This window comes from Ammoniphilus soli, from assembly GCF_040813775.1.
In genome coordinates this window covers 159582-178139 of record NZ_JBEGDL010000007.1, presented here as the reverse complement: position 1 = coordinate 178139, position 18558 = coordinate 159582, and the positions used below count along the sequence as shown (strand labels likewise).

The 18558-nt window shown below is 45.2% G+C and carries 16 protein-coding genes; 4 read left to right on the top strand and 12 right to left on the bottom strand.

What is annotated here, in order from left to right:
- Position 1: 1 nt before the first annotated feature.
- Positions 2 to 958 carry an AAA family ATPase gene (locus tag ABLT31_RS16095; protein WP_367753357.1) on the bottom strand — a complete coding sequence of 319 codons (957 nt, stop codon included), beginning with the start codon at positions 956 to 958 and terminating at the stop codon, positions 2 to 4.
- A 301-nt stretch (positions 959 to 1259) separates the two neighbouring features.
- Between ABLT31_RS16095 and ABLT31_RS16090 the strand changes: the two genes are divergently transcribed.
- A complete protein-coding gene (locus ABLT31_RS16090) occupies positions 1260 to 1955 on the top strand; it encodes a cell wall hydrolase (protein WP_367753355.1) in 696 nt (231 codons plus the stop codon).
- Positions 1956 to 2169: 214 nt separating this feature from the next.
- Here ABLT31_RS16090 and ABLT31_RS16085 read toward each other — a convergent pair whose 3' ends face one another.
- The 3 genes from ABLT31_RS16085 to ABLT31_RS16075 form a co-directional block, all read right to left on the bottom strand.
- Positions 2170 to 3501: an efflux RND transporter periplasmic adaptor subunit gene (locus ABLT31_RS16085; RefSeq protein ID WP_367753352.1), complete on the bottom strand. Its 1332-nt coding sequence runs from the start codon at positions 3499 to 3501 to the stop codon at positions 2170 to 2172.
- Positions 3502 to 3523: 22 nt separating this feature from the next.
- A complete protein-coding gene (locus ABLT31_RS16080) occupies positions 3524 to 6607 on the bottom strand; it encodes an efflux RND transporter permease subunit (protein WP_367753350.1) in 3084 nt (1027 codons plus the stop codon).
- A gap of 193 nt (positions 6608 to 6800) precedes the next feature.
- Positions 6801 to 7259, bottom strand: coding sequence for a chemotaxis protein CheW (locus ABLT31_RS16075; RefSeq protein WP_367753348.1), 459 nt, complete (start codon positions 7257 to 7259; stop codon positions 6801 to 6803).
- 152 nt (positions 7260 to 7411) lie between these two features.
- Here ABLT31_RS16075 and ABLT31_RS16070 point away from each other — a divergent pair, with 152 nt between their 5' ends.
- On the top strand, positions 7412 to 7738 hold the full coding sequence (locus tag ABLT31_RS16070) for a hypothetical protein (protein ID WP_367753346.1): 327 nt from the start codon (positions 7412 to 7414) through the stop codon (positions 7736 to 7738).
- Between the two features lie 91 nt (positions 7739 to 7829).
- Here ABLT31_RS16070 and groL read toward each other — a convergent pair whose 3' ends face one another.
- The 7 genes from groL to ABLT31_RS16035 form a co-directional block, all read right to left on the bottom strand.
- Positions 7830 to 9467, bottom strand: coding sequence for a chaperonin GroEL (gene groL, locus ABLT31_RS16065; RefSeq protein ID WP_367753344.1), 1638 nt, complete (start codon positions 9465 to 9467; stop codon positions 7830 to 7832).
- Positions 9468 to 9570: 103 nt separating this feature from the next.
- Positions 9571 to 9852 carry a co-chaperone GroES gene (groES, locus tag ABLT31_RS16060; RefSeq protein WP_367753342.1) on the bottom strand — a complete coding sequence of 94 codons (282 nt, stop codon included), beginning with the start codon at positions 9850 to 9852 and terminating at the stop codon, positions 9571 to 9573.
- Positions 9853 to 10199: 347 nt separating this feature from the next.
- Positions 10200 to 10976, bottom strand: coding sequence for a twin-arginine translocase subunit TatC (tatC, locus tag ABLT31_RS16055; protein ID WP_367753340.1), 777 nt, complete (start codon positions 10974 to 10976; stop codon positions 10200 to 10202).
- Complete coding sequence (locus tag ABLT31_RS16050; RefSeq protein ID WP_367753338.1) at positions 10969 to 11616, bottom strand: redox-sensing transcriptional repressor Rex; 648 nt, start codon at positions 11614 to 11616, stop codon at positions 10969 to 10971. The genes tatC and ABLT31_RS16050 overlap by 8 nt, the downstream gene beginning before the upstream one ends.
- Positions 11617 to 11642: 26 nt before the next feature.
- Positions 11643 to 12635, bottom strand: a complete 993-nt coding sequence (locus ABLT31_RS16045) for a molybdopterin-binding protein (RefSeq protein WP_367753336.1) — start codon at positions 12633 to 12635, stop codon at positions 11643 to 11645.
- Positions 12629 to 13144, bottom strand: a complete 516-nt coding sequence (locus ABLT31_RS16040) for a MogA/MoaB family molybdenum cofactor biosynthesis protein (protein ID WP_367753334.1) — start codon at positions 13142 to 13144, stop codon at positions 12629 to 12631. Before ABLT31_RS16040 ends, ABLT31_RS16045 begins: the two co-directional genes overlap by 7 nt.
- A 104-nt stretch (positions 13145 to 13248) precedes the next feature.
- Positions 13249 to 13830, bottom strand: a complete 582-nt coding sequence (locus ABLT31_RS16035; RefSeq protein WP_367753332.1) for a 5-formyltetrahydrofolate cyclo-ligase — start codon at positions 13828 to 13830, stop codon at positions 13249 to 13251.
- Between the two features lie 79 nt (positions 13831 to 13909).
- Here ABLT31_RS16035 and ABLT31_RS16030 point away from each other — a divergent pair, with 79 nt between their 5' ends.
- Together ABLT31_RS16030 and ABLT31_RS16025 are read left to right on the top strand one after the other, a co-directional pair.
- Positions 13910 to 15835, top strand: a complete 1926-nt coding sequence (locus ABLT31_RS16030; RefSeq protein ID WP_367753330.1) for an ABC-F family ATP-binding cassette domain-containing protein — start codon at positions 13910 to 13912, stop codon at positions 15833 to 15835.
- Positions 15836 to 15888: 53 nt separating this feature from the next.
- Positions 15889 to 16125 (top strand): hypothetical protein, encoded by a 237-nt coding sequence (locus ABLT31_RS16025; RefSeq protein ID WP_367753328.1) that lies wholly within the window; start codon positions 15889 to 15891, stop codon positions 16123 to 16125.
- A 185-nt stretch (positions 16126 to 16310) separates the two neighbouring features.
- Here ABLT31_RS16025 and ABLT31_RS16020 read toward each other — a convergent pair whose 3' ends face one another.
- A complete protein-coding gene (locus tag ABLT31_RS16020; protein ID WP_367753326.1) occupies positions 16311 to 18476 on the bottom strand; it encodes a hypothetical protein in 2166 nt (721 codons plus the stop codon).
- Positions 18477 to 18558 lie beyond the last annotated feature (82 nt).

The window sequence follows — 18558 nt, the reverse complement described above, 5'->3', positions numbered from 1 at the left end:
TTCATCCTTTGTCCCGTGCGACAGGAACTGGAATTCGCTCAAGAATTGATTGTACAACCTGTGTAGGGCTGACTCCTTCAAAGCGAGCCTCGCTCTTTAAAATGATGCGGTGAGCTAAAACTTCCGCCGCCAATTCTTTAATGTCGTCCGGAGTAACAAAGTCTCTTTCTTTGAGGAACGCCCTCGCTTGAGCCGCCTTATAAAGGGCAACCGTTCCGCGCGGACTGACTCCAAGCAGAACATCTTGATAATTTCTTGTCATCTGGCAAATTTCCACAATGTACTCCTTGATCGCCTCACTTACATAAACTTGGGAAACCTGGCCTTGCAGTTCAACGATTTCCTCAATTGTGCAAACTGTGGAAAGAGCATCAGGAGTTTCCATCATCATGCTCCTCGACAGGATTTCCACCTCATCGATTTTTTCCGGATAACCTAGGTGAAGCTTCATCATAAAACGGTCCATCTGCGCTTCAGGAAGAGGATAGGTTCCCTCATACTCAACCGGATTCTGGGTAGCCATCACGATAAAAGGCTTATCCAAATGATAGGTCATTCCGTCTACCGTAAGGGACCTCTCCTCCATCGACTCCAGCAAGGCTGACTGCGTTTTTGGCGAAGTGCGGTTGATCTCATCCGCTAAAAGAATATTGGTCATGATAGGACCTTGCTTAAACTCAAATTCCATCGTTTTCTGATTGTAAACCGAGACACCGATAACGTCCGTCGGCAGCAAATCGGGCGTAAATTGAATTCTCTTAAACGTTCCGTTAATGGAGCGAGCAAGGGCCTTGACCATTCTCGTCTTCCCCACTCCCGGTACATCCTCAAATAAAATATGACCCTGGGCAAGCATGGCCACGATCATTTTTTCTATCGTTTGGCGTTTGCCCACAATCACTTTTTCTACATTCTCTATAATTCTATTTAAAACCCGTGATTGATCAATTGTGATCATGAGTACACCTCATTGTTTATGGTATCCCTTTATTTTACTTTATTTGGAACGATGGTGAAACCCAAAATGGCTGGAAAATGTGTGGTGGACTCGATTATGCAGGAAGATATTAATTGGCTATTATGGATTTATATTACAGCCTACCCATTCCTTATCGACTTTCCCAATATCTTAGTCTTGAACCTCTTCCTATGTATGCTAGAATTAATGGCAGTTTTACAAGTTGGAACAAGGCCTTGTCCGATCTACAATCCTGGCTAGTTGGTGGCGAATCACGCGGGAAGAATAGAGAGGATTCGTTATGAAAAAGAATATGACTGTGTTAACTATTGTCCTTTTCTTTGTGGGATCTATAGGCTTAGGCCACAACTTCGTGGTTAATGCAATGGAATGGGATGAAAAGATGGAATCCGCAGATTCTTTCGCTCCCGATGGATTTACAAAGAAGATGAAAGATAGCATGATCCGGCAGCCTGTTGCCGAGCCAGACTTAACACAGCAGGATAAATTAGTGAAAGAAAAGATTGAAAAAAAGATAAAGGAAACTGTGGCATCAGCGCCTGCTCCGGCAACAGCCGCGGCTCCTAATCCTAAACCAGTACCCAAGCAAGCACCTGTCGGTTATACATCTGAAGACCTAAAATGGCTGTCTCAGATCATTCATGCCGAAGCAAAAGGGGAACCTTTGAAAGGAAAAATTGCGGTTGGGGCAGTCGTTCTGAATCGAGTGGAGCATGAAGAGTTTCCAAAGAGTGTCTACCAAGTCATTCATCAAAGAACTAAAAAAGGCAAATATCAGTTTCAGCCGGTCGCCAACGGCAAAATCAACAACCGACCGAATCCAGAGTCAGTAGAAGCCGCTAAACTAGCCTTGAAGGGGAATGATCCGACAAACGGAGCGCTCTTCTTCTTTAATCCAAAACTATCCCGCAGCTCTTGGATGGCCAATTTGCCAAAGAAAGCCCAGATTGGGAACCATGTTTTTGCTGGAAGTTAGGAATCATTTTTGATAACAGGAGAATTTCCGGTTATTTTAAAAAAAACGAAGCAAATATATGAAAATAGGCAGACCAAATCCGGTTATTACTGTGAAACGCTGGAAAAATTGATGCTTCACGGAACCTAACAGGAGAAAGTCCGCCTATTTTGCTGTTTTCCTATCAAAAAGTTGAGATAACAGAAAAATCTCCCGTTATCCTCTCCACCTTCATTTACTTCACTACCACTTTTGCCTGATCCTTCAGCTGGGAGTGTCCCTTGACTACAACTTTATCCCCGGCATTGAGTCCGGACTCCACAATAACCTGCTTTGTGTTTCCTTCTGTGAGGGCAATTTCCCTTTTGACAGCTGTATCCCCTTCTATGACATAAACAACTTTTTTGCCCTCTTCTTCGATGATCGCATCGGTTGAGATAAGCAGCCCCTTCTTCTCTTCTAAATCGTTCACTGAAACGTCCACCTTCATGCCAGGTAGCAAGGCGCGATCCGGGTTGGTTACTTCTAGCTCAACCGGGAACATTTTCGTTTGGGCCGATGCTTCTAAACCTACGTAGGATACTTTCCCCTTGGTCTTTAATTGCAGGGAAGGAACCGAGATGTCCATTTCCATGCCTTGTTTAAACTTTAACCGGTTGTTTTCGGTGATGTTGAGTTTGACGATAGCTGGATCTAAGTGAATGAGACTGGCAATGGGGGCTTGGGGGTTAACACTATCCCCCACTTCCACCTTCACATCCGTAATGATGCCATCTGCCGTTGCCTTTATTTCACTATCAGTCAAAGCATTGCGAGCTCTTTCTACATCCACCTGAGCCTGTTTCACCCGAGCTTGCGCGACCTGAATTCCCGCGTCTGTCTGCGCTTCTGACTTTACCGCCTGATTCAGCTGGGATTTTGCTTGGAGCAAGGAGGATTCGGCTTGATCGATCTGAGCCTTATATTGGGTTTCCAATTGCAAAAGCGTTTTCTCCTCTTGTTCCATATCACTTGCGGAAATGGCATTCGCTTCAAAGAGAGCTTTGTTTCGCTCGTAATTCGCTTGAGCCAATCGGAGCCCTTGCTCTGCCGATTCCTTTGCACGCTCATACATGGTCAAGTACAATTCGATTCCTTGTGAGGCTAGCTCCTGGGAAGTTCCCCCTGGGTTCAGCCCTTTTCCGCTCTGGGCCTGCTGCAGGCTTGCTTTTGCAACAGCCAATGCAGCCTCTGCCTGTTTGACCGCCAGCAGATAGTCTGAAGGATCGAGCTTTCCTATAACTTGCCCATTCTTCACGGAATCTCCCTTTTTAACGGTCAATCCGACTAGTGTTCCAGATACTTTTGAAAAAAGAGAGATACTTGTATTCGCATTAATTTCCCCTATAATACGGTCCGAGCGGCTTAAGACCCCTTCTTTCAGTTCTTCCACACTGACGGGAATGGCGGTGGCATCTATTTGCGTACCTTCTTCAACCGGCGCGGAAGCGTCCTCTGTTTTTCCGCAGCCGGCCAAGAGGGAAAGAGCAATAACACTTGCCAAACCTATCGTTTTCCAACTTCTCATGATCGTTTCTCCTCCTCTACCCTTACACACCTGACACCGCCTCCTGATCACCGGGATGCTCTTTGCTCGTTTCATCGTTTCTTTTCTCAAATATCCGGCTGCGGATATTGTCTAGGATCTCGTAACCGACAGGTACCACGACAAGAGTTAACAAAGTAGAAGTAAGCAACCCCCCAATAACGACGATCGACAGTCCTTTTGACATCAGCGTGCCCTCAGACAATCCCAACGCTAGAGGTACTAATGCCGCAATCGTTGCTACAGCGGTCATAATGATCGGACGCAAACGCGTCACCCCCGCTTCAATTAAAGCATCACGCGTACTGAATCCTTTTTCCCGCTGTTGCTGGACACGATCGACGTATACAATGGCATTCGTAACCACGACCCCAATTAGCATCAGAAACCCAATAAGGCTCGTCACATCAAGAGCCGTTTGCGTGATGAACAGCCCCAGCAATCCGCCAATTGCCGCTAAGGGCAAGGATAGGAGAATCGATAATGGAGCCATTGCATTCCCAAAGGCAATCACCATTACGATATAAACCATAAAAATCGCCGCGCCAATCGCATAAAACATTTCTTGGAAGCTCTTGTTCATATCCGCCTGAATGCCTTCCGTCGAGTAAGTAATGCCCTCCGGAAGCTTTAATTCCTTCAGCGATTCACTTGCTTCAGCAGAGACTCCTCCTTTATCGGTGCTAATAATATCAGCCACTACTTTGATATATTGTTTTTCGTCCTTTTGCATGAGCTGAGCCGGTGCGCCCTCAACGGACACGTTAGCTAATTCGTCCAGACGAACTTGTTGCCCGCTGGGACTTTTCATCCAAAGCATCTCCAGCTTTTCGACGGAATCCGCTTCTTCATCCGGCAATCCCAAAATCATGTCAAACTCTTTTCCATCGAGTTTGATTTTGCCCATTTGCATATTAGATAGCAGATTGCTGACCTCTCCGGCAATCTGCGCTGGAGTCAATCCCCATTCGGCTGCTTTGTCCCGATCGACATGAATCATAACCTGATCCTTCGTATCCGATAGGTTATCTTTTACGTTAATCAGCATCGGGTGCTGCTTTAATTTTTCCTTTAGCATCCCTGAAGCTTCCTTCATCTTCCCTACATCCGTACCGTTCAGGATAACTTCATACTTGTTTCCGGCGCCGCCGGAGGGCTTGATAAAGGAAATCTCCGCTCCAATAGGCATAAGCGGCTCTGATTCTAAGCGATATTTGTTTAAAGCCTCATCGACATTGGCATCGGACTTTAATTTAATGGTCATGCTTGAACGATTCGACTGTCGATTATCCTCATTTCCTAGCCCCGCGCTGCTCAGTATATATTCCACTTGAGAATCGGCCATCACGACTTGTTCTATTTTTTCTACCATTTCCTGAGTCACAGCCAGCTCTGTGCCCTTGGGCATCGTCATATCTACCCAGATCATCTTCAAATCCATATCCGGAAGAAAGCTTTTATTCAATATGGTAGACAACCCGACACTTCCAAGGAACAAGGAAAAAGCCAGTACAGAAGTAATCAGTTTATGCTGTAAGGACCAAGTCAGCAATTTCCGATACTGCACAGTGATCTTTCCCGGTTCATGCTCCTTAATATTCGAACGGAGGATCATCAGCTTTGCCATTAAAGGAACGATCGTTACAGCCACTAATAAGGAAGCTAATAAGGAACAAACGACCGTTAGAGCAAAAGGACGAAAATAAGCTCCCACAATGCCGCTGACAAAGACAAGAGGAACAAACACCGCTACGGTAGTCAATGTGGAAGAAGTAATAGCGCTGCTTACCTCCTTGGCCGCAAAAAGTATCAGGTTCTTATCCCTTTCCTTACTGAGCTGGAAGTGACGGAAAATATTTTCAATGACCACGATACTGTCATCCACCACGCGCCCTACAGCGATCGCCATGCCAAACAGGCTCATCATATTTAAGGTGATACCTAACCAAGACATGAAAATCATACTCACAAGGATGGATAAAGGAATCGAAACAAGAACAATGAGGGTAGAGCGTACATGCCGCAAAAACAAGAGGATCATTATAGATGCCATGATGGCCCCGAGAATTCCCTCTTTCATCATTCCATTGATCGACTTTTTCACTTCTTCTGAGCTGTCATAAACGGTTTCGATTTGCAGATCGGGATATTCCTCTCGGAATTCATCCAGCTTTGCATTAATTTTATTTCCGGTTTCCACTGCATTCGCATCATCGGTCTTATAAATATCCAAACCAATGCCCGGATTCGTATTTAAGCGGCTAATCGAATTTTTATCGGTATAGAATTGAACTTCAGCCACTTCACCCAATTCCACATACGAAAAAGCACCTGAAGAAGAGGAAAGGAAAAGCTTTGTCCTTCTAATTTGCTCAAGATTGGTAAACTCTCCGACTACGCGAACGATCTGGTCTTCTCCGTCCATGGTGACACTGCCGACAGGCGTAGCCACATGGTTGGCTTGAATCAATTGCTTTAGCTCGGATGGAGACAATCCGTACGTGTTTAGAGCATCCACCTTCGGATAGATTTTAATCTTTCGCTTGTAGTCTCCCGTTGTTTCTACCTTTTCAATCCCATCAATTCCTTTCAGCTCTTCCAGCAAAGTATCCTTTACTAGATCATTGAAGGCATTGTCTGAACGCACCCTATCTCGGTTTCCGATGGATAAATAGTACATCGCTTGGCTGGAGGTAGACTCGGTATGTATCTTGGGCCTTGCCGCATTGTCCGGAAGCTTGACGTCATTGATTTTTTTCTCAATTTCATCTCGGACTTCATCCGCATCCGCACCGGAATTTAACCATGCCACTAAACTGGAATGGTTATCACTAGAGGTGGATTCAAGTGTTTTCAATCCTGCGGTATTGACAATGGCCTTCTCCAGCGGCTTGGTCACATCGTCTAAGACATCCTCTGGAGAAGCATTAGGATAACTTGTTGAAACCACTACCACTCCAAAGTTTACGTTCGGTTCGCTCTCTACTTTTAAAGAAGTTGCTGCAACCACACCGCCTAAGGCGATTAAGATCGTAATAATTATCACCGCGGCAGAATTCCTTAAAGAGAATTTTGTCAGAAACTCCATTTCCTCTCGGCCTCCCGTTATCCAGCTGGGCATATATGCCCACGGATTGGTATTATATACCAATGTATAAAATTGTAAAGTTTTATTTATTGCAAGTATATATCGGGAGCTTCCTCGCTTCATTCGCCACAAGCAGGATTTTTTCTCCGCCTTAAGACGGATAGGCAAAAAAAACGCTAAAAGGCTGATACCCTCAGCTTTTTAGCGTTTTTTCCATATCTAATAAAATAATGAGACGTCGATCCATCTTGGTAACCCCTTGTATATAGCTTGACTCGATCCCGCCAACGACGGTAGGAGGGGGCTCTATTTCACTTTTTCTAATATCCGTTACATCGCTGCAGCTATCCACTACAATTCCGACTTCGACTTCTTCCAAACTAAGGACAATGATTCGAGTGTCTTCATTATAGGGTTCAGAAGGAATGCCGAAGCGCTTGCGCAAATCAACAGTCGGGATGACGGATCCTCGTAAATTCATTACACCGATAATATATTCATTCACGTTCGGAACACGCGTCACTTCCGTCATTCTCTCAATGGAATTCACTAGTGAAACGTCGATTCCATAGTCTTCATCGTTTATTCGAAAGATTACAATCTTCATTAAATCATTAAGGGCTTCTACGGTTGCTACAGATGCATCATCCATGTTCCTCTCCCCTTCACCTGTAAGTGTCTTTTAAATCTATTTTACAATGTTATCGCTTTTTGAGATAGAAGAGTTCGCATGGAACGGGTAAAGTCTTTGATTTCGGGAAATAGTAAAATGATGTAAGCATAAATCATATGGAGGTGTCCTACATGAACAAAGATTATATTGTGGGGGTCATCGAAAAATTTGAAAATAGCTCCCAGCCGCTATCTGAGGAATTGAAATCTAAGCTGCAGCAGATAAAATCCAATATAAATTCCATGAATCAGGACGATTTTGACTTATTATCCAATGGGGCTGTCAGAGTTTCGCCAACCATAGAATCAAATGTGGAACAAAATCCATTGGAAGATCTTCGCGGGGTGTACAGCGACTTGGAAGAATTCGCCTTATCGGGAAACTCGGAAAATGAATTGCAGCGGGCCATCACTCAACTGCGCGGCGCTCTTGGTATTCAAGATCGGTACTACCCTTAATTTCTTAAAATAGCAAAAAGGCTTCTCACAGGTTCACAGAACCTAAGAGAAGCCTTTTTAAACCCTTTATATTAAAGGGGGTGTGGGGACGTTACATCATGCCGCCCATTCCACCCATTCCGCCCATGCCGCCCATGTCAGGCATTCCAGCGCCTTTTTCTTCTGGCTTATCAGCGATTACCGCTTCAGTTGTCAAGAACATCGCTGCAACGGATGCTGCATTTTGAAGAGCAGAACGAGTAACCTTAGCAGGGTCAACGATACCCGCTTCGATCATGTTTACCCACTCGCCAGTAGCTGCATTGAAGCCTGTTCCAACTTGCTCATTCTTCAAGCGCTCAACGATTACAGATCCTTCTAGACCAGCATTGCTTGCAATGATGCGAACTGGCTCTTCAAGCGCACGAAGCACGATGCGAGCACCAGTAGCTTCATCCCCTTCAACTTGAACAGCTTCTACAGCCTTAACTACGTTGATAAGAGCCGTACCGCCACCGGATACGATTCCTTCTTCAACGGCAGCGCGAGTAGCATTCAAAGCGTCTTCGATGCGAAGCTTCTTTTCTTTCAATTCGGTTTCAGTAGCTGCACCAACTTTGATTACAGCAACTCCGCCAGCTAATTTAGCCAAGCGCTCTTGAAGCTTTTCCTTATCGAACTCAGAAGTTGTAGTTTCAACTTGAGAACGGATTTGCTTTACGCGAGCATCGATGTTTTCTTTATCTCCTGCACCTTCAACGATAGTAGTGTTTTCCTTAGAAACTACTACGCGTCCTGCTGTACCAAGGTGTTGGATTGTAGCAGCCTTAAGGTCTAAGCCAAGATCTTCTGTGATTACTTGACCGCCAGTCAACACAGCGATATCTTCTAGCATAGCCTTGCGGCGATCCCCGAATCCAGGAGCCTTAACAGCTACAGCAGTGAAGGTTCCGCGAAGCTTATTCACAACTAGAGTTGCAAGAGCTTCCCCTTCTAAATCTTCAGCAATGATCAACAAAGACTTACCTTGTTGAACAACCTTCTCTAATACAGGAAGGATATCTTGAATGCTAGAGATCTTCTTATCAGTGATCAAGATGTAAGGATTCTCAAGAACGGCTTCCATCTTGTCTGTATCAGTGATCATGTAAGGAGACACATATCCGCGGTCAAATTGCATACCTTCAACCACATCTAGTTCTGTGTTGAATCCTTTGGATTCTTCTACAGTGATAACGCCTTCCTTGCCAACCTTTTCCATAGCTTCTGCGATCAATTGTCCGATTTCTTCGTCAGCAGCAGAAATAGCAGCAACTTGAGCGATAGATTCTTTGGTTTCAACATTCTTAGAGATATTCTTGATCTCTTCAACAGCAGCACGAACAGCTTTCTCGATACCCTTGCGGATAACCATTGGGTTCGCACCGGAAGTTACGTTTTTCAACCCTTCACGGATCATAGCTTGAGCTAATACCGTAGCAGTAGTTGTACCGTCACCAGCTACATCGTTCGTCTTTGTTGCTACTTCTTTAACAAGCTGAGCACCCATGTTTTCGAATGCATCTTCAAGCTCGATTTCCTTCGCGATCGTTACGCCATCGTTAGTAATAAGAGGAGAACCAAACTTCTTCTCTAATACTACGTTACGGCCTTTTGGTCCAAGGGTAACTTTAACCGCGTTGGCTAGAGTATCCACACCGCGAAGCATAGAGCGGCGAGCTTCTTCACTAAATCTAATATCCTTTGCCATGTTAATGAAACCTCCTTCTAATTCTCATATGTAGTGCCGAATCTATTTTTCAATTTTCCCGCAGGAAAATTCCATTCATAAAGATAGCTTCCAATCAATGAATTTATTGTAGGATAGCTAGAATATCGCTTTCGCGCATGATTAAATATTCTTTGTCACCGAATTTCACTTCAGTGCCAGCATATTTAGAGAAGATAACTTTATCTCCTTCTTTTACTTCAAGAGCAACGCGCTCTCCGTTTTCGATACGTCCGGAACCTACAGCAACAACGCGGCCCTCTTGAGGCTTTTCCTTTGCTGTGTCTGGCAGAACGATCCCACTTGCTGTTGTTTCTTCCTTAGCAATTGCTTCGAGAACCACACGATCACCTAATGGCTTTAACACTGTGAAACACCCTCCTTAAGGACATTTGCGTTTTATTAGCACTCGCTTAACTTGAGTGCTAACACAATTATTATAATAGTCATTTTTCCCCAACTTTGCAAGCCCCTAAAACAATTTTTTTTCCAAGGTAGCCAGACCACTTTTGTCTAAGCCTTTTATTGTTCTGGAAAAGTTTGTTACTTCCTCATTTTAGCATCTAAAAGTTTTTCATCCAGTTAAAAAATTGTAAAAGATTTCTAATCCTAGGGAATTACCCTTTACATTGTAACCGAAGGAGGGCTAGAGCATACTACAGGCATCCGCAGTGAGCGCAAAAAAGAGAGGATCGACATCTCCCCTCTTCTGATCTAATCATCCGTATCTATAATGGCAAACTCTTCTTCATCCTTTTCCCATTCCTTATCTCTTTCCTGCTGTCTGCGATAAACAAATTTGGATAACCAAATACTGATTTCATAGAGTGCGATGAGAGGAATGGAAACGAGGATATTAGAGATGAAGTCTGGCGGTGTCACCATGGCTGCAATGGTCACAAATACTAAAACTGCGTATTTTCTCCACTTGGCGAGAATAATTGGATTGACTATCCGAATGGTCGTTAAAAACAAAATGACGACAGGCAGCTCAAATAATAAGCTTACGGGCAATACCAGGTTAAACATGAATTGAAAATATTGAGTCAACCCGTACGTTTCCTCTGCCCCGAGAGCCGAGGTGAAATTGGACATAAAGCCAATAATCATAGGAAGTAAAATATAATATCCGAATGCTATGCCCAACAACAACAGAATGACAGCAAAAGGAATATACGTAAGCAATGCCCTCTGCTCCACCTCAGTCAAGCCTGGAGACATGAAGCGCCAAACATGGAAAAGGATTACAGGCATCGTCAGGACCAAGGCAATGATAAAAGATACCTGCATGTAGATGCGCAACGCATCAGAGAGCCCGAACACGTGCCAAGATACGTTTGATGCTGCCGGGTCGTTTTTCAAATGTTCGACTACAGCTGGTGCTGCTAAAAAGCCGAGTATCATAAATAAGATAAAACAGGCGATAACCCAAATGAGCCTTTTGCGAAGCTCAGACAGGTGATCTACCATGGACATTTCTTTATCATTCATCTTCTTCTACGACCACCGGTTCATTTTTTTTCAAGAAGTATACGAGTGACTGCAACTCCACACTAAGGTCAATGTAGTGGATTTTTATGTCGTCTGGCACCTGCAGCCGAGTCGGAGTAAAGTTTAGGATTCCCTTGATGCCGGACTTCACCAATTGATCCGTAACCTCCTGTGCAGCCTGTACAGGAACGGTCAAAATGGCTACTAGAGCATGTTCTTCACGGACGATCCTATCAAAGTTGTTTAGAGGATAGATGGGGATGCCATTAATTTTTTGTCCCACTTTCGAAGGGTCATTATCAAAAGCGGCAACGATCATCGCATTATTTTTCAAAAAGTCATACTGCAATAAAGCCGTCCCTAGATTTCCTACTCCAACTAGAATGACATGTGTGGTCTCATCCTGCTTCAAGAACTCTCGCAGAAATTGAATCAGATATTCCACATCATATCCATACCCTTTCCTGCCCAAGGCTCCCAGATAAGATAGATCACGGCGTATCGTTGCTGGATCGATATTCAGGGACCGGCTGAGCTCCGCTGACGAGACCCTGCGGATCCCTAGGGAGGAGAGCCGATCGAGATAACGAAAATAAATGGGCAATCTCTTAGCCGTAACCTTTGGTATGGCATGTTCCATAAACTCACCTCCTCACCGTCTAATTGCTAACAAGTATGAAATCCTCCATATCCCAAGGAGGTAATGTCTTTTTCTGTAATCTTTTCACCTGCTAGGATCCGCGGCAAAAAGACATCAAATGAGGTAAAAGGATCATGCATGACACAGCCGGGCAATCCCATGATCGGGGTATTCCCAAAGTATGCAATCAAAAGCATAGAACCTGGAAGCATCGGTGTCCCATAGCGGACAATGTCAGCTCCTACCCCTTTAATGGCACCAGGCGTCCGATCGTCCGGATCCACCGACATGCCTCCTGTAACAAGGATCAAGTCCATTTTTTTCTCGATAAAATGCTTGATTTCATCTTGGATATGATCCGCTTCATCATTAGCGAACCGCTGCTCAACCATCTCGGAACCAAAAGCCTGAAGCTTTTTTTGAATGATGGGTCCGAATTTATCCTGAATTCTGCCCGTGTACACTTCACTTCCGGTCGTCACCACTCCAACCTTTAAAGAATGGAAAGGCTTAACGGTTATCGCGGGTTGGGAGGCAATCTGCTCTACATGGGCAATTTTCTCTTCCTCAATAATTAGCGGAATCGGCCGGACTCCTGCTAAAGATTGACCGGATTCAACCACGCGGTTGTTCAGTAAGGTGGATAGAGAGATTCCATCGATTTCATTTACCATATGGATAATATCTTCACGCACCTTTAGCAACCCGTGAATGGCTGATTTTAACGTCACTTTTCCTTCTACAGGTTCGGTTAAGTGAATGTTTTCCCCCGCCAATGCCCGCGCCATTCGCTCGGCTCCCTCATTCTCATGAAGAAAGCCCTCAGGGATATCCATAATATAGATGTGTCGTTTGCCGATGTCCAGCAATAAGGGAATGTCCTCTTCCGTGATGACGTGCCCTGCTTTAAATGCTCTTCCCTTAAACTCCCCAGGAAGAATCCGGGTTAAATCATGGCCTAGTCTCATTCCTACCGCTTGTTCCACCGGCACTTCAACTAGATAGGATGGCTTCACCACTTTTCCTCCCTTGTGATAGAACCAGCGCCTACATTCCCATGGATAATGTTAATGGCATGAGGAATTTGATCGGAGATGGCTGTAAAGCATTCTTCGACCCCTTTCGGATTGCCGGGGAAGTTAATAATGAGCGTATTTCCTCGCGTACCTGATATCGCTCGGGTTAACATGGCGCGGCGGGAATTGGCAAGGGAAGCCCTTCTCATCTCTTCCGCCAATCCAGGCACATGTCGATCGATAACAGCCTCTGTAGCCTCAGGAGTAACATCTTCAGGGCTTAATCCCGTTCCCCCGACGGTTATCAGCAATTCCACCCGCTCTCTATCCGTTAGCTCTATCATGTTTTCCTTGAGGATTTGAATATTATCGGGGGATACACGATGAATATGTATCTCGCTGTCCAAGTGGCTTTTTAGCAATTCAACCAATTTCTCAACGCTGTCGTTTACCCTTTCCCCCCGGAAAATTGAATTGCTTGCAGTGATGACACCAATTTTATATACAGACATAAAAATCCTCCCAATTTAAAATAAAAAAAGCTTCATTGATAAAGCCAGACTATCTTTAGAGGAAACAAGAGTCCATCTATATTGTACATTATTTCACAACGTAATTAAAACGAATTTGTACAAGTGATCGAATCTTGATCCGTAACAAGGCCATCTACTCGAAAATCATGGTTTTCCATAGGAATTTGATCGATGACTTGCTCTGAAAAGCATGGAGCGATCATATGGGGATGTTTAGGAAGATCAGCTAAGAACCGGTCATAGTAGCCTCCCCCATATCCTAGCCTTCCTCCCTGCTTGTCAAAGGCCACCCCCGGCATAACAATCAAGTCTATCTTCGCCGGATCTGCCATTTCTGCGCGTTCAGGATCTGGTTCCAGGATCCCATAAACCCCAGTAACCAATTCGTTCCACCCCGTAAACAAATAGGGAACCATCACCTTTCGATCCGTAAAAGTTTTCGGTACACCTACTTTCTTCCCATCCCGGACAGCTGTAGACAGGATCAAACGGATATCAGGTTCATCCCCAAAAGGGATATAGGAGAACAGATAGCTCGCATTTTGATAGCTCTCACTTTGCAAAAAAGCTTTTACGATTTGGTTCGATTTCTGGGCACGCAATTGGCTTCCAATCCCGCTTCGCAAAGCCAGCATTTGCTTCCTTAGCTCCTTTTTGTTCAGCACGTCCCTTCCTCCCTTCCCCATCACCTTTCCCATAGGAATATGGTACACTAGAACTGTATATTATTTCGAGGTGACATCCATGATTTTATTACAAGCAGTTGAGATTTCCAAATCGTTTGCTGCCGAACCTATACTAAGCGGAATTAACCTGCAGATCCAAACGGGTGAGAGAATCGGGCTCGTCGGGGTCAATGGCGCAGGAAAATCGACCCTATTAAAAATCATTACCGGGCAGCTTCTCCCTGATACAGGGGATATTCGCAAGGGCAAGGATGTTCAGCTCGGCTATTTGGCCCAAGACAGCGGACTAGAATCCGTCCAGACCATTTGGGATGAGATGCTGTCTGTATTTTCATCTTTGCGTTCCATGGAAAAGGAGCTCCGCGCCCTGGAAAGCAAGATGGGTGATCCGATGCCCGCGAAAGACTATGAGCAGCTGTTAGCGCAGTACTCCGCTATGTCCGAGCAATTCAAGGAACGGGGCGGCTACCAATACGAAGCTAATATTCGAAGCATTTTACATGGTTTAAGATTTTATGAAGACGACTACCAAACGTTGATATCGTCACTCAGCGGCGGTCAGAAAACGCGATTGGCCCTATGCAAATTGCTTTTGACTACTCCTGACATCCTCGTACTCGACGAGCCGACCAACTATTTGGATATTGAAACCCTAACCTGGCTGGAACGTTATCTCCATAACTATACTGGGGCTGTGCTGGTCGTATCCCATGACCGATATTTTCTGGATGCTCTTGTCACCGTAATCTATGAGATTGAGCGGACTCATTGCAAACGCTTTGTCGGAAACTACTCTAAGTATCTGGACCTAAAAGCAGAGGACATCGAACGCCAATTAGCTATGTTTGATAAGCAGCAGTCAGAGATTAACCGGCTCGAGGATTTTATCGCGCGAAACATCGCCCGGGCTTCAACGACCAAGAGGGCTCAGAGCCGACGAAAAATGCTGGATAAAATCGATCGCATCCAGCGGCCCATTACGGCTGACAAGCGCGTATCTTTTTCCTTTGACATTGATCGGGTCAGCGGAAACGAGGTCATCAAAATCAAAGACCTTTCTGTCGGGTACAAGGACAAGAAGCTAAGCTCCGGACTGACCTTTCAGCTTGACCGCGGAGAACGGGTAGCTTTGCTTGGCCCTAACGGAATCGGTAAATCAACCTTGCTCAAAACGGTCATCGGAGAACTCGAGCCTCTCTCCGGGACAATCGCTCTGGGCTCCAACGTAACGATTGGCTATTACGACCAGGAGCAAAAAGAGCTTCATTCCGATAAAACGGTTCTTCATGAGCTATGGGATGATTACCCTCTCATGCCTGAAAAAGATATTCGAACCGTACTGGGCAATTTTCTGTTTAGCGGGGATGATGTGCTGAAGAAAATTTCCTCTTTAAGCGGCGGCGAAAAGGCTAGAGTCAGTCTGGCCAAGCTTATGCTGCAAAATTCCAATTTTCTCATCCTGGATGAGCCGACTAACCATCTGGATATCTACAGCAAAGAAGTCCTGGAAAATGCCCTGGAGGATTACCCTGGCACTATTTTATTCGTGTCCCATGACCGTTATTTCTTGAATAAAATGGCCAGCCGGGTCATCGAGCTTCATTCCCATGGCGCTGTCAGCTACTTGGGAAATTACGAATACTATCTGGAAAAGAAAACGGAAATGGAAGATCTTGGGAAGATGCCCGCAGCTCATGTTCAGGATACTCTAGAAGATAAAAATCGGAGAAATTCGGACAAAGAATCGTTCCTTCTGGATAAGGAGCAACAGAAGAAAGAAAGGCAGCGCCAGCGAAAAATCGAAGAGATCGAGAAAAAAATCGAGGAGCTGGAAAGCGAAATTGCCAACTTGCAGGATCTCCTATGCCAGCCTGAAATCTTCGAGGATCCCGCTAAAGCCCATGAAACCAATCAACAGCTGGAAGAAAAAAATCAACAGTTGGAAGCTCTACTGGAAGAGTGGGAAACGCTGCAGGAAGAGTAAGGAGGAGGTTAAGTTTCAGGCGGAGGGTCACGTCCTCAAGTATGTTTTCTTTAATGCTTAAAAAAGAGGGTGTCCGCAAAAATAGGCTTTTTGGGTCACCCTCTCCCCATTTGAAGAGTTCACTTCTGCCGGTTAAACGGAGCGTGAAAAGTCCATTTAGTGGAGAAACTCCACTTAAAATCAAAATCAAGCTAGATAAAGTCGAAATAGCTGGAAAAGCTCCACCTAAATCAGCTCAATCCCAACATTTTGGTCGTTTCAACTCCATTAGTGGGCGTTTTTCCACCTAAATTCGTGATAAAGTAATGCTCTGGAGGTTTAATTGTATAATCTCCACTTATTCCAAATCCATCCACCTTTCCCTCACAAATCTGCCGATCCTATCACGCAACTGCATCTAATCTTCACGCTAAATCACCTAGACTGGGCAGGCTGATCCCCAAAAGCCGTTATTTACCGACCTTTAGGGACACCTTTATATTCCATCGACACCCCCTTGCTTCTCCACCACCTTTTCCTCCAATCCTAAAAACAGCAATGGCACCACCATATAAATAATCGTCGTCGCTGCCGCCACGATCCCGGAATCATTGACAACCAAAGCAGTAAACGCCCCAACAATGATGCCAAAAAATCCTCTCACGGCATAAGGGTACTTCTCCGATAAACGGCCGATCATTCCAGCGGGTCGATAGCAGAGAAGCCCGAGAACTAACAAGGATGTAATAAATACTTTGCTCCATGAAGATACACCGATCAGTTTCCAGTTCATCGCTAATTTCCGTTCCACGATATTGAAGATTTCGCTCCATTCTCCTTGAACCAGCTTTTGCATCGCTCTGCCGATGTGAGATTGCATCTGGTCCGCTGCCATCATGTTAATCAGAAACAAGCTAGATAGGGCAACAACAATGGACAACAGTCCCCAGAAGATATACCTCGCATTCAGCCGGACATCAAACAAGCGGACAAAGGATGTGCTGTAGGCCGCAACGGCGGTTAACGCTCCTCCCGCATTCGTTCCCCACCCTGGTAAGGAGAAAAACACCAGATAGAGACTAAACACCCCCATCGCTATCGCCTTGACGATTCTCATATGCTTTTTTGTCAGTTCCAGCAGCATGGCTAAGCTGAGAATCGAACTACCGATCACCACACCCATATATTCATTGCCAATGCCATAATACCTTGCACCGATAATCGGATCGTAGCCCAGATAAGACCGCTTCATCAGTGCAGACTGCCATCCGATGCCATCAAGCAGCACAGGCACCCAGTTAATCAAACTAATGAAGAAAAACAGCCAGGGAAAAGGAAGTCGAATCACGGAAGCTGATAGGGCGGTTCCCAGTACGAGCAAGAAAATCACCGTTAGCTTCGCTTCTTTTATAGCGGGAAATAACGGCAGGATTAAAAACATAAAAGGCGACAAGGTTATAACCAGCAATAAAAACCGAAGGATTCCGTTAGCGACCGGAAATAGAGAGTGGCCAGGACGGGCAAAAAACCAAAAGGCTGCTGCTAAGATAAGTACCGCCACCTGAAACGTGACATACCCATATAAAACGGTGGAGCGAGTGGAATAAATATGCTTGATCTCTTCCCAATCACTCCAAAAGGATTGGTTTCCCTGCACAACCGATATGGCTCTGCCCGTTACCTCCTGCGGAATGGGAATGCCTAACCATTGCAGAATCGTCGGGGTCACATCCATATTAGCGACCACTCCAGCTTGCCTGGTTGTCGAGGTGTACAGGATCCCCTCCCCCTTGTGCGGCCCGACATGAATAAAGGGAGCCATCATGGATTTCATTGCCTGGGCATCCGAATGAACCATCGGAGTCAATACCAGAATCAATTCTTCCTCACTTCGGCTTTCCACCAGAGTCTTCATGAAACCATTCATCTCTTCAAGGATCCGTTCCTTCATCAAAGAAAAATGCGTTTCATCCATGGCACCCTTCGCGGAATATAGCCGGTATAAATCGCCTAATTCTAGGACCATTAGCGGAGATTTTTCGCGTTGAACCTGAACCTGGCTTAACATATAGTCATAATTCGTAGAAATCCCGTACACCCGCTGTGGATTCTTCCTGTTCACCCGATCCGAGATATCCCCAGCTTCCACCACACCTTGGCTATTCGTCACAAGCAAAGGAGCAAATCGGACCTTATCCTGTCCCCTGTCCGAGTTTCCCATGACATAAGTGTGGATTCCATAGCGCTGGAGCTGATCGCCCAAAAGTCCAGGCTGAATGGTATAAGGTTGTTTTCTGTTGTTATCCACAAGCTGGCGGAAATCGGGAAGATAGATTGCCTCCTCTTCCCCAGGGAAACCAACAAGCTGTTGATAAACCTCCCAAGCCCGCATATCCTGAACCTTCTCTTCGCCCATATAGGCTTTAGCTGACTTCGCAGGCCCGACCGCGCGACTTCCGCTATTCATTGTGACGAGGTTATTCCACTCATTAATCTCAGCAGCCGTCCTTAGATTCATCGCCCCGATTACGCCTTGCTTTATCCACAAGCCATTTTCCATTGATTCCATCTGCTTCACATCTTCTAAAGAAAGATGATTAATCAATACGACTGAGACACGATTTGTCGGCTCCTGTTGCATCGCCATGACCGGTAGTGACAAGAATAAACAGAAAAAAACTAAAAGTGTGGATAAAATATTCCGAATCATCATAAATTACCCTCTTTTCCACAATACCCACAGA

What these genes read in the sequence shown, in the direction of transcription:
- ABLT31_RS16095 (WP_367753357.1), bottom strand. Translation starts at nt 958, where the DNA reads ATGATCACAATTGATCAATCACGGGTTTTAAATAGAATTATAGAGAAT.
- ABLT31_RS16090 (WP_367753355.1), top strand. Translation starts at nt 1,260, where the DNA reads ATGAAAAAGAATATGACTGTGTTAACTATTGTCCTTTTCTTTGTGGGA.
- ABLT31_RS16085 (WP_367753352.1), bottom strand. Translation starts at nt 3,501, where the DNA reads ATGAGAAGTTGGAAAACGATAGGTTTGGCAAGTGTTATTGCTCTTTCC.
- ABLT31_RS16080 (WP_367753350.1), bottom strand. Translation starts at nt 6,607, where the DNA reads ATGGAGTTTCTGACAAAATTCTCTTTAAGGAATTCTGCCGCGGTGATA.
- ABLT31_RS16075 (WP_367753348.1), bottom strand. Translation starts at nt 7,259, where the DNA reads ATGGATGATGCATCTGTAGCAACCGTAGAAGCCCTTAATGATTTAATG.
- ABLT31_RS16070 (WP_367753346.1), top strand. Translation starts at nt 7,412, where the DNA reads ATGAACAAAGATTATATTGTGGGGGTCATCGAAAAATTTGAAAATAGC.
- groL (WP_367753344.1), bottom strand. Translation starts at nt 9,467, where the DNA reads ATGGCAAAGGATATTAGATTTAGTGAAGAAGCTCGCCGCTCTATGCTT.
- tatC (WP_367753340.1), bottom strand. Translation starts at nt 10,976, where the DNA reads ATGAATGATAAAGAAATGTCCATGGTAGATCACCTGTCTGAGCTTCGC.
- ABLT31_RS16050 (WP_367753338.1), bottom strand. Translation starts at nt 11,616, where the DNA reads ATGGAACATGCCATACCAAAGGTTACGGCTAAGAGATTGCCCATTTAT.
- ABLT31_RS16040 (WP_367753334.1), bottom strand. Translation starts at nt 13,144, where the DNA reads ATGTCTGTATATAAAATTGGTGTCATCACTGCAAGCAATTCAATTTTC.
- ABLT31_RS16030 (WP_367753330.1), top strand. Translation starts at nt 13,910, where the DNA reads ATGATTTTATTACAAGCAGTTGAGATTTCCAAATCGTTTGCTGCCGAA.
- ABLT31_RS16025 (WP_367753328.1), top strand. Translation starts at nt 15,889, where the DNA reads ATGCTTAAAAAAGAGGGTGTCCGCAAAAATAGGCTTTTTGGGTCACCC.